General features: G+C 68.0%; 12 protein-coding genes. 6 read left to right on the forward strand and 6 right to left on the reverse strand.

Annotation, left to right across the window (positions count from 1 at the left end; genetic code table 11):
* Positions 1-7: 7 nt before the first annotated feature.
* Positions 8-8,371: a GH36-type glycosyl hydrolase domain-containing protein gene (locus NMQ16_RS12670; RefSeq protein WP_257081094.1), complete on the forward strand. Its 8,364-nt coding sequence runs from the start codon at positions 8-10 to the stop codon at positions 8,369-8,371.
* Positions 8,368-9,261, forward strand: a complete 894-nt coding sequence (locus NMQ16_RS12675; RefSeq protein ID WP_257081096.1) for a YihY/virulence factor BrkB family protein — start codon at positions 8,368-8,370, stop codon at positions 9,259-9,261. Before NMQ16_RS12670 ends, NMQ16_RS12675 begins: the two co-directional genes overlap by 4 nt.
* A gap of 6 nt (positions 9,262-9,267) precedes the next feature.
* Here the strand turns inward: NMQ16_RS12675 and NMQ16_RS12680 are convergent, their stop codons facing one another.
* The 5 genes from NMQ16_RS12680 to NMQ16_RS12700 form a co-directional block, all read right to left on the reverse strand.
* The gene (locus NMQ16_RS12680) at positions 9,268-10,896 is read right to left on the reverse strand and encodes a diguanylate cyclase domain-containing protein (RefSeq protein ID WP_257081098.1); all 1,629 of its coding nucleotides are present in this window, start codon (positions 10,894-10,896) and stop codon (positions 9,268-9,270) included.
* Between the two features lie 25 nt (positions 10,897-10,921).
* Positions 10,922-12,415: an ATPase domain-containing protein gene (locus NMQ16_RS12685; RefSeq protein ID WP_257081099.1), complete on the reverse strand. Its 1,494-nt coding sequence runs from the start codon at positions 12,413-12,415 to the stop codon at positions 10,922-10,924.
* Complete coding sequence (locus NMQ16_RS12690; RefSeq protein WP_257081100.1) at positions 12,412-12,693, reverse strand: hypothetical protein; 282 nt, start codon at positions 12,691-12,693, stop codon at positions 12,412-12,414. The genes NMQ16_RS12685 and NMQ16_RS12690 overlap by 4 nt, the downstream gene beginning before the upstream one ends.
* Before the next feature lie 298 nt (positions 12,694-12,991).
* Complete coding sequence (locus NMQ16_RS12695; RefSeq protein ID WP_257081102.1) at positions 12,992-13,912, reverse strand: OmpA family protein; 921 nt, start codon at positions 13,910-13,912, stop codon at positions 12,992-12,994.
* 30 nt (positions 13,913-13,942) lie between these two features.
* Complete coding sequence (locus tag NMQ16_RS12700; protein ID WP_257081104.1) at positions 13,943-14,362, reverse strand: DUF4398 domain-containing protein; 420 nt, start codon at positions 14,360-14,362, stop codon at positions 13,943-13,945.
* A 273-nt stretch (positions 14,363-14,635) separates the two neighbouring features.
* Here NMQ16_RS12700 and NMQ16_RS12705 point away from each other — a divergent pair, with 273 nt between their 5' ends.
* Positions 14,636-15,949, forward strand: a complete 1,314-nt coding sequence (locus NMQ16_RS12705) for a PHB depolymerase family esterase (protein WP_257081106.1) — start codon at positions 14,636-14,638, stop codon at positions 15,947-15,949.
* On the opposite strand, the gene NMQ16_RS12710 is transcribed toward NMQ16_RS12705, so the two are convergent.
* The gene (locus NMQ16_RS12710; RefSeq protein WP_257081108.1) at positions 15,925-17,190 is read right to left on the reverse strand and encodes a ferredoxin reductase family protein; all 1,266 of its coding nucleotides are present in this window, start codon (positions 17,188-17,190) and stop codon (positions 15,925-15,927) included. The genes NMQ16_RS12705 and NMQ16_RS12710 overlap by 25 nt on opposite strands.
* 272 nt (positions 17,191-17,462) lie before the next feature.
* Here NMQ16_RS12710 and NMQ16_RS12715 point away from each other — a divergent pair, with 272 nt between their 5' ends.
* From NMQ16_RS12715 to NMQ16_RS12725, 3 genes are all read left to right on the forward strand, one after another.
* Positions 17,463-18,074: a hypothetical protein gene (locus NMQ16_RS12715; protein ID WP_257081110.1), complete on the forward strand. Its 612-nt coding sequence runs from the start codon at positions 17,463-17,465 to the stop codon at positions 18,072-18,074.
* 63 nt (positions 18,075-18,137) lie between these two features.
* Positions 18,138-18,353 carry a glycine zipper 2TM domain-containing protein gene (locus NMQ16_RS12720; protein ID WP_257081112.1) on the forward strand — a complete coding sequence of 72 codons (216 nt, stop codon included), beginning with the start codon at positions 18,138-18,140 and terminating at the stop codon, positions 18,351-18,353.
* 106 nt (positions 18,354-18,459) lie between these two features.
* A complete protein-coding gene (locus NMQ16_RS12725; RefSeq protein ID WP_257081113.1) occupies positions 18,460-18,687 on the forward strand; it encodes a hypothetical protein in 228 nt (75 codons plus the stop codon).
* Positions 18,688-18,776 lie beyond the last annotated feature (89 nt).

Here is an 18,776-nt window from a genome sequence, read left to right on the forward strand (position 1 = left end):
TGTCTACATGACCCGGGCGCGACTGCGCCGGCAGATACCCGACGCAGGCGCCGAGGCGCTCGCACTGATCGATCCGTCACGCGGCGTGATCGAGTCACCGATCCGCGGCGAGCTGTTCAGCGCCGAACGTTTCCGGCAACACGGCCGCAGTCTGGGCGAAGCGCAGACCGCGCGGCTCAAGGCGCCGCGCTCGACCGCCTTCTTCCCGCGCCTGCACGACAACATGAAGGTGCTGCGCGAGGCGCAGCACTACATCGGCCTGCAGGAACGGATCGGCCATCACGTCAGCCCGGCCGGTGAATGGCTGCTGGACAACTTCCATCTGGTGGCCGCCCAGATCAAGGCCGTGCACGATGGTCTGCCGCGGCGGTACTTCCGCGACCTGCCGGTGCTGGTCGGCGATCATCTGGCCGGCCTGCCGCGTGTCTATGGCGTCGCCTGGGCCTTCGTCGCGCACACCGACAGCGCCTTCAACGACGATCTGCTGATCGAATTCCTGAATGCCTACCAGCAGACCAGCGAACTGAACCTCGGCGAACTGTGGGCCCTGCCGACAACGCTGCGCGTGGTGCTGATCGAAAACCTGCGCCGCCTGTCGGAGCGCGTGGCGGCCGACAAGGCGGCTCGCGAACTGGCCAATCTGTGGTGCGACGGGCTGGAACGCGAGGCGACCGGCCGCGCGGGCAGCCACGCACGCATGATCGATGCCGATGCGATGTTCGGCCTGATGCAGGCGCGTCGTGTCGGTACCGTATTTGCACTGCAGGTGATGCAGCGGCTGCATTCCGATTCCGGATCGCGCTCCGCAGCCGGGCTGCGCGGCCGCGAATCGGTGCGCGAAGCGCTGGCGCGCGCGCTGCCCGATCCGGCCAGCGCGCAGGCCAGGCAGCAGGCCGACGAAGCGGCCGACAACCTGAGCGTCAGCAATGCCATCGGTTCGCTGCGCATGCTGGGTGACGCCGACTGGCGCGCGCTGATTGCGCAGACCAGCATGCTGATGCAGCTGATGCTGGCTTCAGCGACCTTCCGCGCCGAGCGCGACGACACGCAGGACGCCACGCTGCATGCCATCGAGCGGCTGGCGCGCACGAGCGGCCACAGCGAACTGGCGGTTGCGGAGCGGCTGCTCGAGCATATGCGTGTTCCGGTCAATGATCCGGAGCTCGACCCGTCGTCGCCGATCGAATCGCCGAGCTTCTGGCTGCGCGGCGGGGGAAGCGCAGCGATGCACCGGACGCTGGGCCTGCGTCCGGCCGTTCTGTCCGGCTTCGGCGAACTGCGCAACCGGTACGCTGTTCCGGTCTATCTCGCCTTGCTGGGTTTTGGCACCGTGCTGCTTGCGCTGGGGTTCATGCAGCATGCCGTGGCACCGTCCGTCACCGCTCCGATATGGGCGATGCTGGCCGTGCTGGCACTGCTGCCGGCGAGCGAAGCGGTGATCGCCGTGCTCAACCGGCTCATCAGCGAATGGGTGCCGCCGCGTCGCCTGCCGCGGCTTGCGCTGCTTGCCGGCATTCCACCCACGCTGCGCGTGCTGGTCGTCATACCGGCCATGCTGTCGTCGGCCACCGCCATCCGCGCGCTGGCGCGCCAGCTCGAACGCCACCATCTGGCGAACTGCGAGCCGTACGCGCAGTTCGCGCTGCTCACCGATTTCAGCGATTCGAAGGTCGCGCACGACGGACCGGACGCCGCACTGCTGGCGAGCGCCGTCACCGAAATCGACCGGCTCGAAGCGCTGTATCCGCCCGACGCCGTCGATGAGGGGCCGTCGCAGCGGCGCTTCCTGCTGCTGCATCGCGACCGGCGCTGGTCGGACAGCGAACAGTGCTGGATGGGCTGGGAACGCAAGCGCGGCAAGCTCGAACAGCTGATCGACCTGCTGGCGGGCGGACTGTCAGGTTTCGTCGATCTGGGGGCGCGCTCGAAACCGGCGCTCGACACGCCCTTCGTCGTCACGCTCGACAGCGACACGCTGCTGCCGCCGGGCGCATTGCGCGAACTGGTCGGGGTGGCGGCGCATCCGCTGAACCGTCCGCGGGTCGATGCCGCGCGCGGCCGCGTGGTGGCCGGCTACGCGGTGCTGCAGCCGCGCATCGTCACGCCGCTGCCGTCGCCGCTGCATGCCACGCCCTTCCACAGCCTGTTCGCCGGGCGCTGCGGTGTCGATCCGTACAGCGCTGAAACGTCCGAGCTGTATCAGGACCTGTTCGACGAAGGCACGTTCACCGGCAAGGGGCTGTTTCATGTCAAGGCGATGCAGGCCGTGCTGTCAGGGCGATTGCCCGAAGGCCAGGTACTCAGTCACGACCTGATCGAAGGGTCGATCGCGCGTTGCGGCGGTGTCAGCGACATCACGCTGATCGAGGACGCGCCGATGCATGCCGACGTCGCGGCCTCGCGCGTGCACCGCTGGACGCGCGGCGACTGGCAGCTGTGGCCGCTGCTGTGGCAGGCGCGCCGCTTCGACCTGAATGCCATCAATCGCTGGAAGATGATCGACAACCTGCGCCGTTCGCTGGTCGCGCCGTTTTCGGTCGTGCTGCTGCTGGTCGCACTGGGCAGCGATCTGCTGTCGCCCTGGGGCGTGCTCGCGCTGATGGCCGCTGCGTTCGGCGGCGGCCCGCTGCTCGGCGCACTGGCCGGTATGGCCCCGGCGCGCGATGACCTTGCGCTGCGTCACTTCTATCATCAGGGGTTGGTCGATATCGGTCGCGCGCTCGGCGGCATGCTGTGGAATCTGGCGCTGCTGCTGCGCAACGCGCTGCACCTGGGCGACGCCATCGTGCGCGCGCTGTGGCGCACGGCAGTCAGCCGCAGGCGCCTGCTGCAATGGACCACCGCAGCCGATGCGCAGTCGGCGGCACGGCACAGCCTGACCGGATTGTGGCGCGTGCATTGGCCGGTCAGTGCACTCGCGGTCGGTGTGTTCGCGCTGCTCGGGTGGCGCGGTACTTCGTCGCCCTGGCTGGCGCTGTCGGTGTGCGCGCTGTGGGCCGCCACACCGCTGTGGGTCGCGCTGGCCAGCCGCGAATCGGCGCACCGGCATCGCTACAGGCTGGCCGCCGGCGATCGCGCCTACCTGCTCGATGTGGCGCGCCACACCTGGCGGCTGTTCGAGCGCCATGTCGGACCGGCCAGCAATTGGCTGCCGCCTGACAATGTGCAGACCGTGCCGTACATGATGGTCGCGCAGCGCACCTCGCCGACGAATATCGGCCTCTATCTGCTGTCGACCGCCTGCGCGCGGCGTTTCGGCTGGATCAGCACGCTCGAACTGCTGACCCGCTGCGAACGGACGCTGGCCATGCTGGCCGCGCTGCCGCGACATCGCGGCCACTTCCTTAACTGGTACGACACGCAGACGCTCGCGCCGCTGGCGCCGGCCTATGTGTCGGTGGTCGACAGCGGCAATCTGTGCGGCCACCTGATCGCGCTGGCCGGTGCCTGCGACGCGCTGGCGACGCAACCGGCAGACGACGCCGACCGCGCATGCAACGCACCGCTGCGCCTGATCGCACTGGCGGCACAGTGCCGCCGGCTGGCGCTTGAAGCGGAATTCGCCTTCATGTACGACGAGCGCCGGCGCCTGTTCCACATCGGCTATCTGGTCGAGGAACAGACGCTGGACAAGAGCTATTACGACCTGCTCGCCTCGGAGGCGCGGCTGGCCAGCCTGTGGGCGATTGCCAAGGGCGACGTGCCGGTCAAGCACTGGGCCGCACTCGGGCGGCCGTTCTTCGCGACCGGCAGCGAAGCGGGCCTGCGCTCATGGTCGGGTTCGATGTTCGAATACCTGATGCCTTCGCTGGTGCTCGACGAATTGCCCGGCAGTGCGCTGGCCAGCGCCGCGCAGGCGGCGGTGCGTGAGCACCGGGCGTTCGGACGCACCCACGGCGTGCCGTGGGGCCTGTCGGAATCGGCCTATGCCGCGAGCGACCACACGCTGGCCTACCAGTATTCGCCGCAGGGCGTGCCGCGACTGGCGCTGCGCCGCACGCCGGCCGACGAAATCGTCGTCGCGCCCTATGCGACGGCGCTGGCGGCCATGTTCGAACCGGCCGCCGCGCTGGAAAACCTGCGCCGCATGGAAGGCATGAACGCCCGCCGCGACATGGGGTTCGCCGAGGCGCTGGACTTCGTGGCCGACCGCCAGACCGACGGCAGCGCGTTCACGGTGGTCAGCACCTTCATGGCCCACCATCAGGGCATGACCATCGTCGCCCTGGCCAACCTGCTGCTTGACGGTGCGCCCCGGCGCTGGTGCATGGCCGAGCCGCGCATCGACGCCGTCGCGTCGCTGCTGCAGGAGCGCGTGCCGCGCGAGGTGTCGCGACTGCTCGCGCCGCCGCCGGCGCCGACCCGCAACGACCGGCGCGATGCCTTGCCCGGCGTCACCCGTCTGGTCAGTCCGGGGGCGTCGGCGCTGCAGCCGACGCACCTGCTGTCGAATGGTCGGTATTCGGTCGCGCTGCGCGCCAACGGTGCCGGCTGGAGCCGCTTCGGCACGGCCGACGTGTCGCGCTGGCGCGACGACGCGCTGCGCGACGTCTATGGCACCTTCTTCTATCTCCGGCGCACGCCGGACGCCGCACCGGTGTCGATCACCCAGCATCCTGCGGCCGACCCGCGGGCCGACTACAGTGCCACCTTCCACAGTGACCGCGTCTGTCTCGACGCACAGTGGGCCGACCTGCGCACGCGCTGCACCGTATGGGTCAGCCCGGAGGACGACGTCGAGTTGCGCCGCATCGAACTGTGGAACACCTCGTCGGAGCCGATCGAAGTCGAACTGATGTCGATGTTCGAAGTGTCGTTGTCCGACGCGCGGGCCGACGAAATGCATCCGGCCTTCGCCAAGCTGTTCGTCCAGGCGACCTGGGATGAAGCCAGCCGTGCCGCCTACTTTTCGCGCAAGCCGCGGCTGTCGACCGAAAGCGGACTGCACGCAGTTCATTTCATTGCGCACGCCGACCCGCACCTGACATCGGTCACGGTGCAGACCGACCGCGCGCGCTGGCTCGGCCGCCATTGCGACGCCGCGCATCCGCGGGCGGACTACGGCAAGGCGGCGGAGCCGTCGACCGCCCCGCATGCACCGGAACAGGACTGCGTGACCGGGCTCGACCCGCTGGCTTCGCTGTCGATGCACCTGAGACTGCCGGCGCACGGCATGGCTTCGCTCACCGTCGGCACCGCCGCCGCGGACGCGCGCGACACGCTGCAGGCGCTGGTCGAGCGCTACCGGCAGGACGCCATGGTCGAACGTTCATCGTTGATGTCCGGCACGTTTGCGAGCATCCGGCTGCGCGAAATGCGGGTCAATGCCGACGATCGCGCCGCCATCCAGTTGCTGACGACGACACTCGCATTGCTGATGTCACGTCCGGTACCGCTCGAAGCCCCCGTGGGTGGCGCGCTGCACGACCGGCGCGCGCTGTGGCGGCTCGGCATGTCGGGCGACCGGCCGATCATCGTGGTGTGTGCCAGCGCCGTGCAGGGCATCCGCATGCTGAGATCGCTGTTCCAGGCGCTGCGCTGGTGGTCGTGGGGCGGACTGACCTGCGATCTGGTGGTGATGAACAGCGAGGCCCGCTCCTATCTGATGCCGTTGCAGGCCGAACTGGCCGCCCTGCGCGAGCGCTACGCGGCCGAGGTTGTCGCGACGGCGTCGGCACGTGCCTGCGGCCTGTATCTGGTGCATGCCGACGATCTGTCGCCGGCCGAGCGGGCTGCGCTGAATGCGCTGGCGCGCGCCAGCCTGCACGCCGACGGCCGGCCGCTGTCGCATCACGTGCAGGATCTGGTCGACTGGCATGACAGCGCCCTCGATGCGCGTGCCGACCAGCCGGCGACGGCACTGCCCGTCGTGCGTCACGGCGCCATCGGCCTGCCGCCGAAGGGTGCATTCGACGGTGCAAGCGGCGATTTCCGCTTCACCGTCACCGATGCGCATCGCACGCTGCGGCCGTGGATCAATGTGCTCGCCAATCCGGATTTCGGCAGCCAGGTGTCGGAAGCCGGCACCGGCTACTCCTGGGCCGGCAACAGCCGGCTGAACCAGCTCACCGGCTGGTCCAACGACCCGGTCGGCGATGCGGGCGGCGAAGCCTTTCATCTGCAGGACCTGCGCAGCGGCGACATCTGGAGCATAGGCGCCGGCGCTGCTGCCGCCGACGTGCCCTACCGCATCGAACACGGGCAGGGGCTGACGACCCTGCGTCACCGACGCGGCGACATCGAGGTGAAGGCGATCTGGTGCGTTGACCCGGAGCAGTCGGTCAAGCAGGTGCGCATCGTGCTGACCAATTGCGGTACCCGCGCACAGTCAATGCGGGTGATCGGTCAGTTCGAGTGGGTGATCGGCGCGCTGCGCACCGATCGCCAGTCGGTCCGCACGATGTTCGCGCGGCTGGCACCGGCCGACGCCTCGGCGCGGCCGATCGAGGCGCTGCTGGCCACGCAGTGCGATGGCCATGCCGGCTTCGGCAACAGTACCGCCTTCGTCGTGCTGCAGCGCGAGGGCGCCGACGGCAGACCGGGTGTCGCCACGCTGGCCGACTGGACCTGCGACCGGCGCGAACTGTTCGGCCCGGACGGCCGGCAAGTCGTGCCGGACCGGTTCGGCGCGCAGGACGCCCTCGGCGTCGATCCGTGCGCCGCGCTGTCGGCGACGGTCAGTCTGGCGCCGGGTGAGGCGTCCACCCACGTGTTCCTGCTCGGTCACGGGGACTCGCCGCGTGCCGCCGGCACGCTGGCGCGCGCTGCCGCGGAGCAGGGCGCCGTGCAGCGCGAACAGGCGGTGCGCGCAAGATGGGCCGGGCTGCTCGATGCCGTCACGGTGAGCAGCCCCGACCCGCTGTTCGATGTGCTGGTGAATCGCTGGCTGCCCTACCAGACGGTGGCCTGCCGCCTGTGGGCGCGTGCCGGCTTCTACCAGTCGGGCGGCGCCTTCGGCTTTCGAGACCAGCTGCAGGATGCGATGGCGCTGTGCGTCGCCGCGCCTGCGCTGCTGCGTGCCCAGCTGTTGCTGTCGGCGTCGCGCCAGTTTCCAGAAGGTGATGTACAGCACTGGTGGCATGCGCCGACCGGTGCCGGCGTGCGCACGCGATGTTCCGATGACCGCCTTTGGCTGCCGTTTGCCGCGGCCCGCTACATCGAGGTCACGGGCGATGTCGAGGTGTTCGACGAGCTGGTGCCGTTCCTCGAGGGTGACCCGATACCCGAAGGTGCTGAAGACGCCTACTACGTGCCGCGGGTCGGTACGCAGCCGGTGTCGCTGTACGAACACTGCGCACGGGCCATCGACTGCAGTCTCGCGGTCGGCACGCACGGGCTGCCGCTGATCGGCACCTGCGACTGGAATGACGGCATGAACCGGGTCGGTCATGAAGGACGCGGCGAGTCGGTCTGGCTGGGCTGGTTCCTGTGTCAGGTGGTGGCCCGCTTTTCCGTGCTTGCGCATGCCGAGGGCGAAACGGGCCGCGCCGAACGCTGGCAGCTGGCCGCTGCCGGCTGGCGCGATGCCCTGCACGGCGAGGCATGGGACGGCGAATGGTTCGTGCGTGCGTTTTTCGACGACGGTACGCCGCTCGGCTCGCGCCGCAACGAAGAATGCCGCATCGACCTCATCGCGCAAGCCTGGGGCGTGCTGTCCGGCGTCGCCACACCGGCGCAGCAGCAGGCTTCGATGGCAGCAGTCGGCCGCCTGCTGACCGACGATACCAATGGCCTGGTGCGACTGCTCGATCCGCCGCTGCAGCATGCCCGGCCCGATGCCGGCTACATCCAGGCCTATCCGCCCGGCGTGCGCGAGAACGGCGGCCAGTACGCACATGCCGCGGTCTGGGCACTGATGGCGCAGGCCGAACTCGGTGACGTCGACGCGGCCTGGCGCACCTTCACCGGGCTCAGTCCGGCCCACCGCTCGGACAACGAGGTGCGGGGCGTCGCCTATGGCATCGAGCCCTACGTGATGGCGGGCGACATCTACACCCAGCCACCGTATGCCGGGCGCGGCGGCTGGAGCTGGTACACCGGTTCGGCCGCCTGGATGCACCACGCTGCCATCGAATCGATCTGCGGCCTGCGGGTGCGTCAGAGCCGCCTGTGCGTGGTGCCTCGTCTGCCCAGCCACTGGCCCGCGGTGACGCTGACGGTGCTGCGCGCCGGTCGCCGGCACGAAATCACCGTGTGTGCGGCGGGTGCGCTGGCCGATATCGCCCGCGCGCGTGCAGCCGGCCTGCTGCCGCTGGCGGTCGGCGAATGGCTGGATCTGGCGTCTGCCGGCGAGCACAGTCGCCATCTGGTGATCGCTGCGGCGAATGTGACCGCGGCCGCCCGCTCGCCGGTACAGGCGGTCACGGCATGAAGGTGCCGCACGCGCTGGCCGTAGTGTGGCGGATCGCGCTGGCGACCCTGCGCCGCTACGACGACGCGCGCGGCGTGACGTACGGCGCGGCAGTGGCGTTCTACGCGGCGTTTGCGATTGCGCCGCTGATCGTCGTCGTGACCCGCGTCATGTTCTGGGTGCTCGGCGACGAAAGTGCGCAGGTGGCGCTGATCGACGCACTGTCCGGGCTGATCGGCCCGCGCGAAGCCGGTACCGTGTCCGACTTGCTGCAGCGTGCGAGCGAACGTTCGAACAACGACGGCAACGGCGCTTTGGGTCCCTGGCTGGCGCTCGGCGGCACGCTGATCGGTGCGACCGGCGTGTTCATCGAACTGCGCGCCGCGCTGCAGGCCATGCTGGGCGAAAAGGCCGTGCCGTTTTCCTGGCTCCGGCTGCTGCAGGTCAGGCTGCTGGCGCTGGGCATCGTGCTCGGCGGCGGCTTTCTGCTCGCGGTGGCGCTGGTCGCGCAGACCGCGGTGCTGCTGGCGATGCACAAGGTGACCAGCCACTGGCCGGTGCTGCTGCCGGTTGTGCTGCTGGTCGAAGCGGTGTTTTCGTTCGGTGTGATCGCGCTGCTGTTCGCCACGCTGCTGCGCTGGCTGCCGGACCATCGCATGCCCTGGCTGCACGCCGCGGTCGGCGCCTGCTTCGCTGCCATGCTGTTCATGCTGGGGCGCTACGGCATCGGGCTGTACATCGCGACCACCGCCACTGAATCGGCGCTGGGTGCAGCCGGCTCCTTTGCTGCGCTGCTGATCTGGTTCTACGGATCGAGCCAGATCTTCCTGCTGGGTGCCGCGCTGGCGGTGGAAGTCATACCGGCCGCGCCCGCGCGCGCGGCCGGGTCAGTCGCCACCCGCGGGCACTGAATGCATTCACCCATTCGGCCTGTCAGCCGCATGCTCGTCCTGCGGCAGGCTGATCGAAAACTGGCTGCCGAGTCCGGGACCGCCACTCGTGGCATGCAGGCTACCGCCCTGTGCTTCGACCAGATCGCGCAGCATGTGCAGAGCCATGCCGCGGCGGCGCTGAGACGGCAAATTCGGCTCCGCGGACGCGAAGATCGCGGGCAGTGCGTCGGGCGCGATGCCTGCGCCGTCGTCCGATACGGTGATCCGCACCCAGCCATCGACCGCGTCGACCGAAAGGCGTAATTCGCTGCCGTCGGCTGAATGACTGGATGCGTTGTCGAGCAGCCGGGCGATGATGCCGATCAGGCGCACAGCATGGCCCCGCGCAGGCGGCAATCCGGCCGGCCAGGACGTGACCAGACGCTGACGCCTGCCCTCGAGCGCGCGGCGTGCCTGGTCGGACGCTTGACCCAGCACCGTCATCAGATCGATCGACCGCCGTTCGAACATGACATCGGTGCCATCCGGCTGGGCCGCTGCCACCAGATCATCGACCAGCCTCGACATGCGGCGCACCTGGCGCTTGATGATGGCCGGCAGCCGTGCACGCAGCGCCTCGTCCTGCCGGGCGCGGCTGAACAATCCGGCTGCCGTGCGGATCGGGCGCAGCGGCTTGCGCAGGTTCCGGGCCACCATCGACAGGAAGCGGATCTGCTGCCAGCGCAGCTGGTTGGCCTGTTCGTCGAGTTCCTGCGCAGACATCAGCGCCAGCGTAAGGTTTTCGTTCGCCTCACGCAGGTTGCGCACATGCATTTCACGTTCGGCCAGAACGAATTCGCGATGCGACGTGGGCAGCGGCCGGACCGGGCCGACGCGCGGCGTCAGGCCGACGGCGCGCGCGATGTCTTCCCGGTGAAAGTCGAAGCAGCCGCCGCCTTCGCGTTTGGCGCGGTACATGGCAACGTCGGCGCGGTCGATCAACGTGCCGGCGTCGTCGCCATCGTCCGGAAACAGGGCGATGCCGATGCTGGCCGACAGGCGCAGCGCGATGTCTCCGACATGGCAGGGCTCACCCAGCGATGCCAGCATCTTGGCGGCGATCTGGGCGGCGTCGGACGCCTGGGTGACTTCAGCCAGCAGCACGAGGAATTCGTCGCCGCCGTAGCGGCTGACGGTGTCCGAGTCGCGCACCACGCTTTCGAGGCGCCGTGCGACCTGGCACAGCACGGCATCGCCGACCGGATGACCCAGTGTGTCGTTGATCGGCTTGAAATAGTCGAGATCGACGAACATCACCGCGATGTGCGTGCTGCGCCGCCGGGCCAGCATGATGGCGCTGTCCAGCCGGTCATTCATCAGGCCGCGGTTGGGCGTACCGGTCAGCGGATCGCGCTGGCCGCTTCGCGCCAGTTCGTCCAGCGTCAGTGTGGCGCTCTCGGCGATCGCTTCCGCCTGCAGCGCGGCAAGCACGAGATGTTCGTTCGCTTCGAGGAGGTCGGCGGCCTGTGTCGCACTGAAGGCATGCTTCAGTTCCTCGAGTTCGCGCTGCAGGCGCGTCAGTTCGTCTTTCAGCGCCAAGGTCTGCGCTTCGAACTGCGCGACGGTTGTGCCGGCTGCCGTGGGCGGCTCTTCGTCCGGCGGCCGGTTGATCATGATGACCTGAGCGCGCCGTGGCGAGTCAGTTTGCCGATCCCTGCATACCCGCGCCGTTCGCATCTTCCGGGTCGCGCCGTGCCGGCTGCCCGCCGAGCAGCCCGTCGTGGCCCGTGATCCGTTCGCCGATGCAGATGCCTTCATCGGCGATGGTGAACTGGCGCAGTTCGTTCGAGTGCGCGCTGCCGCGCACCTTCACCACGGCCATCACGCGCTTTAGCCGGCTGTCGACCTCTACGTAGCGCTGCACGATGATGGCGTCGGTCATGAAGGCTGTGCCATAAGGGCTGAAGCGCAGGTCGCTGTAGCGGTCTTCCAGCTCCGAGGTCATCAGTACGGTGACACCGGTGCTCGCCAGTGCCGACACCAGGCGGGACAGCGATTCGCGGAAATCGGCGCGGAAAGTCGGCGCCAGCGCCAGCTCGAAGCCGGACAGCGAATCGATGACGACCCGGCTCGCCTTGATGCGGTTGACTTCGGTGATCAGAAGACGGGCGATTTCGTCGACCGATACACCGGGTGCGCTGCTGTCGACCACGCCGATGCGGTCGGCCCGGATCAGCGGAGCAAGCGCTGCGCCCTGGGCCAGCCGCGGCCGCTGTTCGAAGGCGGCGATGACCGACGTCTCGCCCTGGCGCGCACCTTCGGTCAGAAAGGCGGTGGCCAGGGTGCTCTTGCCTGAGCCTGACGGGCCGGCGACCAGCAGCGAAAAGCCGCGTGGCAGGCCACCCCCCATCATTTCGTCCAGACCGGGCACGCCCATGCCTACGCGGGCAGCACCGGCCGCCGCGCGGTCGACGCGTGGTGTGCCGGACACCTGCGGCGGTGCGAACACCTGGATACCCGAACTTCTGATGCGGAAGGTGTGCAGGCCGGGCAGCGCAGGCTGGCCGCGCATCTTCATGATTTCCATCTTGCGCACCATCGAATTGCGTTCGACGCTCTGGCGCAGCCAGATCAGGCCGTCAGCGACGGTGAAGATCGGGTTCGGATCGCAGTCGCTGAAGTATTCGCCGATCAGGAAGGTGGTCGCCTGCCAGCTCGTCATCAGCACGCCGAGATTCTGGATGAAGTGCTGCAGCGTGATGAAGGACGTGCCTTCATTCTGGCTCGCCAGAATGACCGACCGGAAGGAGTCGACGAATACCAGTCCCGGGCCGCGCGCTTCCACCTCGGCCACGATGTGTTCGAGCACCTTGTCCAGATTGCCGCAGGCGACATCGTCGGCCAGATTCACGAAGCGGATCGACCGGTTCAGCTTGTCCAGTTCGAAGAAATCGAACTGCTGCTGATAGCGCAGCATCTTCAGCGGCGGCTCGCCCAGCACGGTGAAATAGATCGCCGGCCGCTCGGGCGTGGCCAGTGCGAACATGATCTGGTGCGCCAGCGTGGTCTTGCCGCAGCCCGGTGGGCCTGCGATCAGATTGCAGGAAAACTCCGGCAGCCCGCCGCCGAGCACTTCGTCGAGCCCTGGAACACCCGTCTTCAGACGATTGATGCTTGCTTTGCCGGTGGTCATTGCGAGGTGTCCTGCGCGGCGGAGCCGCTTGAATTGTTGTCGAGTGCCGGCCGCAGCAACCTCTCGGTCAGTGATGCACCGATGAGTGTCGACAGCAGAGTACGGAAATTTTCGAGCAGCGCGCCCTGTGCGGCGGTGGCTTCGGCTTCGGCCTGCAGCAGCAATGCACTGCGCAGCGAAACCAGCACATCCTGCCCGGCCGCGGCGTCACATACCGGAGCGAGCCAGGGATGGGTGTCACGCGTCAGGTAAAGGCTGCGCCTGACGAGCGCGGCCATGCCGCGCTGGCCGATGATGGGTGAAAGTCTTGCGTGCAGCGTCTGCCATTCGGCTACGGTCGCATCGATCCTGGATGAAGCCGGACATGGCGGGGTGGCGGCATCCGCCTGGTGAGATCCCGCATCCCGGACGTCTCGTGAGTCGCTTTGCATCGATGGTTCGGTAGTGGTTGGCTTGCGGCTGCCTGCCGATGGTACGCCCCGGGAACATTCTTCCGTTCGGCTTTTCGCACCGGCAGCACATGTGAGCTGGATACCTTGCGGCAGCCGACGGGCCCCCGGGCGCACCATCGCCTGCTTATTGACTGCTTGATACGCCACTCGGCGGCGGCCCGAAAACGATGTCCACGCGCCTGTTCATCTGCCGACCGGCGGCCGTGTCGTTGCCGGCCACCGGCTGATCTTCGCCGAATGCGCGCGTGCTCAACCTGTCGGACGCCACACCGAGCGTGACCAGCTCGGCCATGACCGCATTCGCCCGACGCCCGGACAGCGCGAGGTTGCTCGCGGCGGACCCGACGCTGTCGGTATAGCCCTCGATCATCGCGCTGCGTTGCGGGTTGCGCTTGAAGAAATCGGCCAGACGGATCATGTCGGCCGACCCGCTGGACAGCAGATCCGCCTTGCCGCTGTAAAACAGCACGCCGCCCAGCGTGACGACCATGCCGCGGTCGGTCTTCCTCGCGTTCAGGGCCGTCAGTTCCGCTTCCAGCGTTTCGACGCGCGACCGGCTCTGTTCCATGCTGGCCTGATCGCGCAGCGCGGACGATTCGGCCTCGGCAAGCTGCGTGCTCTTGACCTGGCTGCGTTGCTCGGAGGCGATCAGCTGGCGGCGTGTGTTGTCGGCTTCGGCAGTCCGTTCGGCCAGTCGCATGCGGTCGCGCTCGGCGGCCGCTCCTGCGGTCACCGCCTGAGCCGCGCGACCGGTCGCGGTTTCGCGGGCGATCAGGATGCGCTGGTCGGCCAGATAGGCGAGGTGATCGACGGTGTCCTTGCGTGTGCCCGCCGTCCAGGCCTGTTCGGCCTTGCTGACGGACGCTTCCGCGTCGCGCAGTTCATCGGCAGCCAGCGCGCTGACTTGCGGGTCGCTGCGCGCGGCGGCGACGCGTTCGCGTGACTGGTCGAGTGCACTGTTGCGCTCCGGCACGCTGCTGCAGGCGGCCAGCGAAGCGCCGAACAGGGCGATGCACAATGTGCGGATCTTGGCTTGGGGTGTCATCTGGGGCTCCTGATGCGCTGACCGTTCAGGTCAGCGAACGATCTTGCGGTTGATTTCTTCCTGCAGCACGCGGGCGGCGTTCTGCGACTCGGTGGCGCTGCGCTGCGAGCGCACCGACTGGGCATGCGCTTCGGCAACGTGAGCGTCGAGTTCGGCCTGCTCTGCCAGCTGGCCGGCGCGTTCGTAGTCCTTGTTCACCACTGCCTGGCGGGCACGGGTGAGCTTGCCGATGGCGATCTGCAGTTCGGCCGGGGCGTTTTCGCGGGTGCCGGCGCTGCTGGCCCGTTCGACTGCGGCTTCGGCGACGGCCATCTTTTCCGCCGGCAGCGGCGTCGAGGCGCAGGCGCCCAGCAACATGGCAGCCAGTGCCAGCGCCAGCAGGGGCCAGGTCGTCCGGGTCGCGGCTGGCAGTGAAGATGCGAGGCGGGGGTGCGGGGTGTACATGGTCATGGTGTTTCCCTGGGCAATGTGTCCATCGGCTGCTGCCGGGTGGCGGACCGTGGTGGTGAAGCTTCGACTGCAGCCTGAGCGCCAGCAGATCTGCTGTCTGTCTGTTTGCGCACATCCGTGCCGGCGCGCGCCGTGGTCCGGGGAGGTCGGAGTGCGGCAGCGCACAGACCGGATGAAGCCGGTCGCGCAAATTCCGGTTGCACTGGCGCCGCACGCCTGCGTTCCGGCCGTCCGTCGGAGCGGGGCCACCGTCGCGCCGCCCCGGGGACCGTCATGCAAACAAGCCCGCAGATCGAACAGACCCGGCGACGACGGGTGATCCGGCGTCTGCTGGACGAACTTGCGTCATGCGATCCGGATGACGACGCCTACGAGCGCAAGCTCGACCTGCTCGGCCGGCGCATCGCGCGCCGCGTTCCGCCGATGGCCGGATCGACGCCCGGCCACGCGACCGCCGCGCGTCCGCGTGTGGCCGGCCGACGGTCGCCTCAGGCGGTCTCTGGCTGGCAAGCCTTCTTGCGACGGCAGCAAGCGCGGCTGGCCGGACTGGGCGAGGCGATGATGAATCTGATCAGGGCGGCACCGACCGTTCGTGCAGCGGACAGCCTGCGTCGTCCTTCGGCCGTGCGACCGGACGCGCCCGCGGCCGATGGGTCGGGTGATCAGACCGCGCCGGATGGCCGGCGGGTCGGTCGGCTGATCGGCCGCTTCGGCGCCGGACCATCGGTCGAGGGCGCCGACTGTCATTACATGCTGTACGAACCCGCATTCCGTACCGCCGGCCCCTCGCCACTGCTGGTCATGCTGCATGGCTGCAATCAGGGGGGCACCGAGTTCGCCGCCGGCACGCGCATGAACGAGGTGGCGGAAGATTCGGGCGTTGTCGTGCTGTATCCGGAACAGTCAATGGGTGCCCATGCGCTGCGCTGCTGGAACTGGTACGCCTTGCAGGACGTGTCGAACAGCGCTGGAGACGCGGCCCTGATCGCTCGCCTGACGCGCCGGGTGATGCAGGACCAGGACATCGATCCGGCGCGCGTCTATATCGCCGGCATGTCGGCCGGCGGCGCGATGGCAGCGGTGCTGGCACGCGATTATCCGGGGCTGTTCGCCGCGCTGGGCGTGCATTCCGGCATCGCGGCCGGGCGCGCACACGATGCGCTGTCGGCCATGCGCATCATGGCGTCCGGGCCGGATGCGCTGCCGCAGGCCGTGCTGTCGCCGACCGAACACAGTGCGCTCCGGCTGCCGTGCATCGTCTTCCACGGCGACGCCGACACCACCGTGCACCCGTCGAACGCCGATGCGCTGTACGCCGCTTCGGGTCCGGACAGCGACGATGCGGCGCGCGGGCATGCGTCGTCCGAATCGACGCCTGCTGGCGAAGGGCAGCGCGGCTATACCCGTTCCGCCACGTTCGGCGCGTCGGGCGTGAGTCGGAGCGAGCGCTGGATCATTCACGGCGCCGGCCATGCATGGACCGGCGGCGACGGCTCGCAGCCCCATACCGATGCTTCGGGACCTGACGCATCGAGACAGATGATGCGATTCTTCCTGCAGCATCATCTGAACTCGAAAATTTCGTAGCGGATGTTGCCGGCCGGGATGCCGCTTTCATGCATCCGCGCACGGACTGCCTGCAACAAGCCTTTCGGACCGCAGAAGCTGATGTCTATCGTCGCCGGCGCGTGCGCGAAGACCAGGGCGTCGAGGGCGTGACCGAACGCCGGGTCGGCGCCACCCCCCTTGACCGGAAAGAAGGCCGCACCGCGTGCCTCCGCCTGCATGCGCAAGCTGTCGATCTCGGGAAAATCGCGGCCCGGGCTGCAGAAGTAGAACAGGCTCACCCGATCGAAGTGCTTGCCGTCGGCATCGGTCAGCCACGCGATGAAGGGTGATATGCCGACGCCGCCGCCGATCCATATTTCGCAGCGCGCGTCGGGCAGGCGCTCGAAACGCCCGAATGGCGCATACAGGTCGGCATGCATGCCGGTCCTTGCACGCGACACCAGTCGCTGCGTGTAGTCACCCAGAGCCCGGATGACGAACTGGATACGGCCATCCGGCCGGCTGCCGCCGGCGATGGTGAATGGGTGCGGTTCGCGCAGCCCGTCCTCGCTGAGCGACAGGAATGCGAACTGCCCGGCCTCGAAGCGGATCGGCTGCCCGAGAGGACAAAGTTCGAGGTGTATCGCCGAGGGGCCGTGCGCGACGGCCACGATCTCATATGCCGCGTGACGCGACATCAGCGGATACAGCAGAAGTTTGTAGACCGCAGCGGCCAGGCCGAGGCCGCACAGCGCCGCCAGCCAGACACCTGCCGGGCTGACCAGGGCGATCGGCGACTTGATGCTGACGGCGTGGAACACGACGACCAGCAGTGCCGGACCGGACAGCTTGTGCCACCACCGCCAGACGCTGTAGGGAATGTTCCGGTTCAGTGCCAGCAGGACCAGCAGCATCAGTGCAACGAAACCGGACTGTCGGGCCAGTCGCGCGACGGCCGGGTCGAGCGCGAGAACGGCCGCATTCGTCCAGCTGTCGCTGTCGGCCTTGAAAATGAGATGAACCGACGCGAACACCAGCGCCCAGATGCCAAGCCACTTGTGGGTGCGGTACACGCGGTCGAGGCCGCCGAAGGCGGATTCGACCCATTGCCAGCGTGCGCCCAGTAGCGCTGCAGCGGACATCAGCGCGAGCGCGGTGACACCGGCGCCCAGGCTGAATGCGCCGAGTGTCAGCCGGCTGTCGGCGGGCAGTTCCAGGGACACGAGAAGGAAGCTGACGACTGCCAGCGTGAAGATCAGGGCCCGGCTGTCGGGGATCATGGCTTTCCGTATTCAGGGTGAGGTGACCGGACGTGTGCCCGACGCAACGGTGTGCAGCGGCCGGCTCCGGAGATGCAGGCTTCATTTCAAGGCCTGGAGGGGACCGACGTCTGCTCGCTGACGCACAGACCCTTTGTGTGTCAGCAGACAGACAGCGTCGGTGTGACTGCATATCGTGGTGGTGCCGGACTGCACAGGTCCGGGTCCGTCCATGCAGTGGCCGCTCCGGCCCCGCCCGGGACGTGACGGCAGATCACGATAAGGGAACCCCCATGAACACACCCCGCACCCACGCGCTGGCGCTGGCCATCGGCCTTGCCTTCAGCACCGGCGCCATCGCCGAATCGCTGACCAAGGCCGAGCACAAGGCGGCCAAGGCGCAGATCTCATCGGACTACAAGGCTGCCAAGAAGGCCTGCGATTCGCTGTCCGGCAATGCCGAAGACATCTGCGAGGCAGAAGCGAAGGGCGCCGAAAAGATCGCCAAGGCCAATCTCGAAGCGAAGCGTGCGCCGTCCGCTACGTCGAATTACAACGTGCTCGTGGCACGCGCCGATGCAGCGTACATGGCATCGAAGGAACGTTGCGACGACCTCGCCGGCAACCGGAAGGATGTCTGCGCCGAGGAGGCCAAGGCCGCCCGTACAAGCGCCAAGGCCGATGCGACAGCGCAGTTGAAGATGTCGGAAAGCAATGCCGCAGCGGGTGAAGCGTCGAGTGACGCGCGCGTCAAGGCGGCCGAACAGAACGCCGAGACGCGCAAGGAAGCGAAGGAAGAAAAGGTCGACGCGCGCTATGACGTCGAGCAGGAGCAATGCGACAGCCTCGCGGGCGATGCGAAGGATCGTTGCATCGACGCGGCAAAGATGCGCGCCGGCAAGTAAGTCGGTCGCCCATGCAGCACCTCGCGGCCACCCGGCCGCGATATCCGGATACGAGGTCACACCATGAACACGAAATCAAATAGTGCAACGATTGCCATCAGCGCTGCATTGCTCATCGGGCTCAGCGCCTGCTCGGGCATGTCGGACCGTGATCGCAACACCGCCATCGGCGCGGGTGCGGGTGCGGTCGGCGGTGCAGTGCTGACCGGCGGCAGTGCGGTGGGTACCGTTGGCGGGGCTGCCGTCGGTGGTCTGATCGGACGCGAAATCAAGAAGTAGGCCGGCCATTGAGTGCTGGCTTGGTGCGGGGGGCCATGGGGCGCAACCGGAAGCGGCAGCGCCCCATGGCCCCTGTCGGGTACGCAGTTGAACGACGGAGTTTTCCATGAAGAAGAATGCGCAAAAGCTGGGTGCCGTGATGGTTGCCGGACTGTTTCTCGCGGTGTTGTCGGGTTGCCAGAAGGAAGGCCCGGCCGAAACCGCCGGCAAGAAGCTGGATGCTGCGGTGGGCAATACCTCGGACGCTATCGGTGATGCGACCGAGAAGGCGGGCGACAAGCTCGAAGAAGCCGGCGACAGCATCAAGGATGCGACACGCAGCGACGGGAAGTAAGGTCACGCCGCGAGCGCTGCGTTCGCTGCCGAACAGACGCTGTTCGCCGTGCGACACACACTTGTCATTGCGGGGTGAACCCTGCCTGC

This window comes from Methyloversatilis sp. XJ19-49 (assembly GCF_024580145.1).
Lineage (GTDB): Bacteria > Pseudomonadota > Gammaproteobacteria > Burkholderiales > Rhodocyclaceae > Methyloversatilis.

Coding starts and splice junctions, on each gene's coding strand:
- NMQ16_RS12720 (WP_257081112.1), top strand. CDS start 18,138: ATGAACACGAAATCAAATAGTGCAACGATTGCCATCAGCGCTGCATTG.
- NMQ16_RS12710 (WP_257081108.1), bottom strand. CDS start 17,190: ATGATCCCCGACAGCCGGGCCCTGATCTTCACGCTGGCAGTCGTCAGC.
- NMQ16_RS12695 (WP_257081102.1), bottom strand. CDS start 13,912: ATGACACCCCAAGCCAAGATCCGCACATTGTGCATCGCCCTGTTCGGC.
- NMQ16_RS12705 (WP_257081106.1), top strand. CDS start 14,636: ATGCAAACAAGCCCGCAGATCGAACAGACCCGGCGACGACGGGTGATC.
- NMQ16_RS12700 (WP_257081104.1), bottom strand. CDS start 14,362: ATGACCATGTACACCCCGCACCCCCGCCTCGCATCTTCACTGCCAGCC.
- NMQ16_RS12680 (WP_257081098.1), bottom strand. CDS start 10,896: ATGATCAACCGGCCGCCGGACGAAGAGCCGCCCACGGCAGCCGGCACA.
- NMQ16_RS12725 (WP_257081113.1), top strand. CDS start 18,460: ATGAAGAAGAATGCGCAAAAGCTGGGTGCCGTGATGGTTGCCGGACTG.
- NMQ16_RS12675 (WP_257081096.1), top strand. CDS start 8,368: ATGAAGGTGCCGCACGCGCTGGCCGTAGTGTGGCGGATCGCGCTGGCG.
- NMQ16_RS12690 (WP_257081100.1), bottom strand. CDS start 12,693: ATGGCCGCGCTCGTCAGGCGCAGCCTTTACCTGACGCGTGACACCCAT.
- NMQ16_RS12715 (WP_257081110.1), top strand. CDS start 17,463: ATGAACACACCCCGCACCCACGCGCTGGCGCTGGCCATCGGCCTTGCC.
- NMQ16_RS12685 (WP_257081099.1), bottom strand. CDS start 12,415: ATGACCACCGGCAAAGCAAGCATCAATCGTCTGAAGACGGGTGTTCCA.
- NMQ16_RS12670 (WP_257081094.1), top strand. CDS start 8: ATGACCCGGGCGCGACTGCGCCGGCAGATACCCGACGCAGGCGCCGAG.